We start from the raw sequence: 2,216 nt of genomic DNA on the forward strand, positions 1-2,216 counted from the left end.
GTCTCCGGCAGCGTCGAGGAACACTCGCGCGAACGGATCGTGGATCAGCGGGTTGTCGCTCTCGGTCTCGGCTGCGCGTGCCGAAGCGACGCCCAGCGCTGTCGCGCCAACACTTTCGGTGATTTCCCAGGTGTCGTTGTCAGTTCTCGCCATAAATCGAACCTACGTGAGTCGCCTTTGTATCGGCTGTGCGTCGCCCCGGTGATATCGCATATGGCTCCGTTTCCAAACCTCACGTCATGGTCGGAGTCTGGTGCACGGGTGACTGCTGTGACTCACCAGAACGCCTGCTCAGCCCTAAAGGCCCGGCAATCCGGCTGTCGACGGAGGTCACCGGTTATGTTGTCGGCGGAACGCTGTCAGACGCAGGCCGGAGGTTGCTTGGAGCATGCACGTCGACGGGCGCGAAGTGACCGTTACCGGGAACTTGCTGCAACCCTTGACTCGGCGTACCAACGACATGCTTCGGGTCGCGCTGTCAGGGGCGCTACTGGCGACCGTGATCACCAGTTCCCTGGTCACCCGCACGCGGTGGGACGAACTGGAGAAGTCCGTCTCCCGCATCGTCGGGGTGCTGACGCCCACCCAGTCCGACGTGGTCTACCTGGTCTACGGCCTCGCCGTCCTGGCGTTGCCATTCATGATCCTGATCGGCCTGATCCTGGCCCGGCAATGGCGACTGCTGATCCCCTACGCGGCGGCAGCGTTGATCTCCGTGCTGGCCTTGTCGATCAGCGGCACGGGCCTGGCCGCCCCGCAGTGGCATTTCGACCTGAACGACCGCATGCGCACCGTGCTGTCTCAGTTCCTCGACGACCCACGCTGGATCGGGATGCTCGCCGCGGTGCTCACCGTCTCCGGTCCATGGCTGCCCGCCCGCTGGCGGCACTGGTGGTGGACGCTGCTGCTGGCGTTCATCCCGATCCACCTCGTGGTCAGCGCCATCGTGCCGGCCCGCTCGCTGCTGGGCCTGGCCGTCGGCTGGTTCGTCGGTGCGCTGGTGATCCTGGTCAGCGGCACCCCCGCCCTCGAGGTACCGCTGGACGGCGCGGTGCGCGCGATGGCCAAACGGGGATTCGCGGTGACCGGCCTAAGGGTGGTCCGCCCCGCCGGCTCCGGGCCGCTGGTGCTGTCGGCGGTCACCGAGGATCCTGACGAGAATGCCGTGGTCGAGATGTATGGGCCGCATCAACGCAGCGGCGGCGTATTGCAGCAGGCCTGGCGGATACTGCGGCTGCGTGGCAGCGAGACCGCTCCCCTTCAGGCGTCGATGCGTCGCGCCGTCGAGCATCGCGCGCTGATGGCGATCGCGATCGGCGACCTTGGCATCGCCAACACTACGACGATCGCCGTCGGCCTCCTGGATCGCGGCTGGACGATTTACGCGCACAAGCAGATTCGCGGCGAGCCGCTGAAGAAGTGCCACACTTCGACACCGGTCGCCGAAGTATGGGAATCGCTGCACAAGCTGCAGGAGCATCAGATCGCTCACGGCGATCTGCGCGCGCAGGAAATCACCGTCAGCCACGGTGCGGTGTTTTTCGGCGGCTTCGGCAGCGCGGAATACGGCGCAACCGACAACCAACTTCAGGCCGACATCGCCCAATTGTTGGTGACGACATCGGCGCTCTACGGCGCGGATGAGGCAGTAGCCGCCGCGATCGACGTGCTCGGCAAGGACACCGTGCTGACGGCGTCGCGCAGGCTCACCAAAACCGCTGTGCCGAAACATATCCGGGACTCGGTCAACGACCCCAAAGCTGTCATCTCCCGAAGCCGCGCCGCCGTGATGCGCCAGACCGGCACCGAGAAAATCCAACCCGAAGCGGTCACCCGGTTCAGCCGCGGCCAGCTCATCCAGTTGGTGTTGCTCGTGGCGCTGGTCTATGTCGCGTATCCGTTCATCAGCACGGTGCCGACGTTCTTCAACGCGCTGGGCAAAGCCAATTGGTGGTGGGCGCTGCTGGGCCTGGCGATTTCGGCGTCGACGTACGTCGGCGCCGCGGCCGCGTTGTGGGCCAGCGCCGACGAGTCGGTGAACTTCTGGCGACTCACGATCGCCCAGGTGGCCAACACTTTTGCCGCCACCACCACCCCGGCCGGCGTCGGCGGGCTCGCGCTGAGCACCCGAATCCTGCAGAAGAGCGGTCTCAGCACCACGCGGGCCACCACCGCCGTCGCGCTACAGCAGTCGATGCAGGTGATCATGCACGTGC

The 2,216-nt window shown here is 65.8% G+C and carries 2 protein-coding genes; one reads left to right on the top strand and one right to left on the bottom strand.

The window, feature by feature from the left end; translation table 11 throughout:
* A partial coding sequence (locus WAO18_RS00360) for a class I SAM-dependent methyltransferase (protein ID WP_422202928.1) occupies positions 1-153 on the bottom strand: 153 nt, incomplete at its 3' end.
* 235 nt (positions 154-388) lie between these two features.
* Between WAO18_RS00360 and WAO18_RS00365 the strand changes: the two genes are divergently transcribed.
* On the top strand, positions 389-2,216 hold a 1,828-nt coding region (locus WAO18_RS00365; protein WP_422202927.1), incomplete at its 3' end, for a TIGR00374 family protein.

The organism is Mycobacterium sp., assembly GCF_049278535.1.
Classification (GTDB): Bacteria; Actinomycetota; Actinomycetes; order Mycobacteriales; family Mycobacteriaceae; genus Mycobacterium.